General features: G+C 50.9%; 2 protein-coding genes. Both read left to right on the top strand.

Annotated elements, in window-relative coordinates; genetic code table 11:
- Positions 1–1,025 precede the first annotated feature (1,025 nt).
- Positions 1,026–2,153 carry an ATP-binding protein gene (locus tag NMA52_RS18620; RefSeq protein WP_254829223.1) on the top strand — a complete coding sequence of 376 codons (1,128 nt, stop codon included), beginning with the start codon at positions 1,026–1,028 and terminating at the stop codon, positions 2,151–2,153.
- Between the two features lie 311 nt (positions 2,154–2,464).
- Positions 2,465–2,610, top strand: a 146-nt coding sequence (locus NMA52_RS19320; protein ID WP_371930994.1) for a helix-turn-helix domain-containing protein, incomplete at its 3' end; no start/stop codon positions are given.

Raw genomic sequence — 2,610 nt, 5'->3', positions numbered from 1 at the left:
GGACAATGGCCCGAAAGCTCCCGTTGGTCGGTTTCGGGCCATGCCGCCGCGCCGCCCCCTCGTGGGTGGCGTTAAAGTCATCACCTTCGAATAATTGATGCCCCGGCTGCGTTGGCGCCCCCGCTGGGCGCAAGCTTCATACGATCAGAATAGTTGGTTATGCTGGTTGGTGTTCCGGGAACATTTTAGGTGCGTCTAGTTTTTTCCTCACCCGTGAAGTAGTGATGCTAGTGAATGGTCCTTGGGCCGCAACCGGCGGCAGCGGGGCCCAGCCGAAAGCCTGGCACAGCGGAGCCATGCTGCCGGTCTTCGTCTGGGCCATACGGAGCCGCTGCCGCCATTTGCATAATACGTAGCCGAACAAAAGTTCCCACCGATGATGTCAGCCTAGCGCCCAGCATCGTGGCCACGTCAATCCGGGGCCTAGTTCCCGGCCGTAGTGTTGATACAGTTAGGTGGTGTTTACATCTGAGCCGGTAAAGCCGGTTAGTGCTATTTCCCCGGAAAGGCGTGGCCACACCCGCTGGGCGCAAGCTTCATACGATCAGAATAGTTGGTTGTGCTGGTTGGTGTTCCTTGAGCAGTTTTAGTGCGTCTAATTTTTTCCCGATCCGTGAAGTAGTAGTGCTAGTGAATTTTCCTTGGGCCGCAAACGGCGGCAAGCGGGGCCCAGCCGAAAGCCTGGCACAGCGGGGCCATGCTGCTGGCCTTCGTCTGGGCCATCCGGGGCCGCTGCCGCCATTTGCATAATACGTAGCCGAACAAAAGTTCCCACCGATGATGTCAGCCTAGCGCCCAGCATCGTGGCCACGTCAATCCGGGGCCTAGTTCCCGGCCGTAGTGATTGTACAGTTAAGTGATGTTTACACCTGAGCCGGTATAGCTGGTTAGTGCTATTTCCCCGGAAAGGCGTGGCCACACCCGTTCGGCGCAACGAAACACAACCGATAGCACATAATCAGGCTATTTGAAAGCTGGTAATTATAATATTTGGCTATTACATTAGCTAGATGTATGTTTGCGGCATGATCAACAGAACCATTACTCCAACCATAGAGAATAAGATTGGTAGCGGGAAAGCCATCATGATAATTGGGCCTCGTCAGGTTGGCAAGACCACCATTATCCTTGATCAATTGAAGGGAAAGGACTTCACCTTTTTCGATGGCGATGATCCTTCTATACGGACTGAGTTAGATACGCCAAACACGGAGAAAATCAGGCGACTGATTGGTGGGAAGAAGATTGTGTTCATCGACGAGGCGCAAAGGATCAACGGGATCGGCTTAACGCTGAAGATCATCACGGATCAGTTTAAGGATGTCCAACTCTGGATCAGTGGATCTTCCTCCTTCAACTTGTTTAACGAACTCAATGAACCCCTGACGGGACGAAAATGGGAGTATGAATTGTATCCCATCAGCTGGGAGGAGTATGAAAATCACGTAGGCTATCTCAAAGCACAGCAGAGTTTGGAGAGTCGACTTATCTATGGGATGTATCCGGATGTAATCAACAATGAGAATGGGCGAGAGAAAGAAGTGCTGCGAAATCTAGTGAACAGCTATCTGTACCGAGACATCCTCTCGCACGGAGAAATCAGGAAGCCGGAAGTACTTGAAAAATTGGTGCAGGGGTTAGCCCTCCAGGTTGGTAGTGAAGTGAACTACAATGAACTGAGCCAGCTGGTATCCATTTCTAAGGATACGGTGCAACGGTACATAGAAATTCTAGAGAAGGGCTACGTCATCTTTAGATTACGGTCATTTAACCGGAACGTCCGCAACGAGATTAAGCGGGGAAGAAAAATATACTTCTATGATAACGGCATTCGGAATGCGATCATTGGCGAGTTTGGCAGCTTAGATCACCGGCAGGATGTAGGAATGCTGTGGGAAAACTTTTTAGTTTCCGAAAGAATCAAGCAGAATAGTTACAAATTGACCTTTGCCAAATCTCACTTTTGGAGGACAGCCCAACAGCAGGAGATTGATTACGTAGAACAGAACGGCCTAAAGTTGAAGGCCTTTGAGTTCAAATGGAATCCAAAAGCTAAGGCTAGATTTTCCAAGACTTTTTTGAATACTTACGAGGCCGAAGGTAAGTTGATTAATCGGGACAACTTCCGGGAATTTGTGATACTGGAAGAATAAAGAAAGATGCGCCGAACACCGCGCCCAGCGTCAACCGGGGATAGGGGAGGGGAGTGCTGGTTTGGCCACCCGTAAGCCCGCGGGTTCGTCCCGTCGACAATGCCCCGAAAGCTCCCTGCGGTCGGTTTCGGTCCATGCCGCCGCGCCGCCCCCTCGTAGGTGGGTTTGTGTTTGATACTTCGAAGGAAAGAAGCCCCGGCTGCGTGGGCGCCCCCGTTGGCGGAAATCTGTACAGTCAAGGGACCTGGTATACAAAAGTAAATAGACCTAGGTAACACTTTTTCACACCGAATTCTAGCGGAAAAGCCGCTATGCCATTTGAAGAAGTGAACCGTATGGACCAGAGAAAAGCATTCATTTTAGATTACCTGAGCGATCAGTACTACTTCAACTCGATCTGCGAGAAGTACCACATCAGTCGCAAGACCGGCTACAAGTGGGTGAAGCGATACCGGGA

This window comes from Lewinella sp. JB7 (assembly GCF_024297185.1).
GTDB lineage: Bacteria > Bacteroidota > Bacteroidia > Chitinophagales > Saprospiraceae > Neolewinella.
This window is presented reverse-complemented; position numbering and strand designations above follow the sequence as displayed.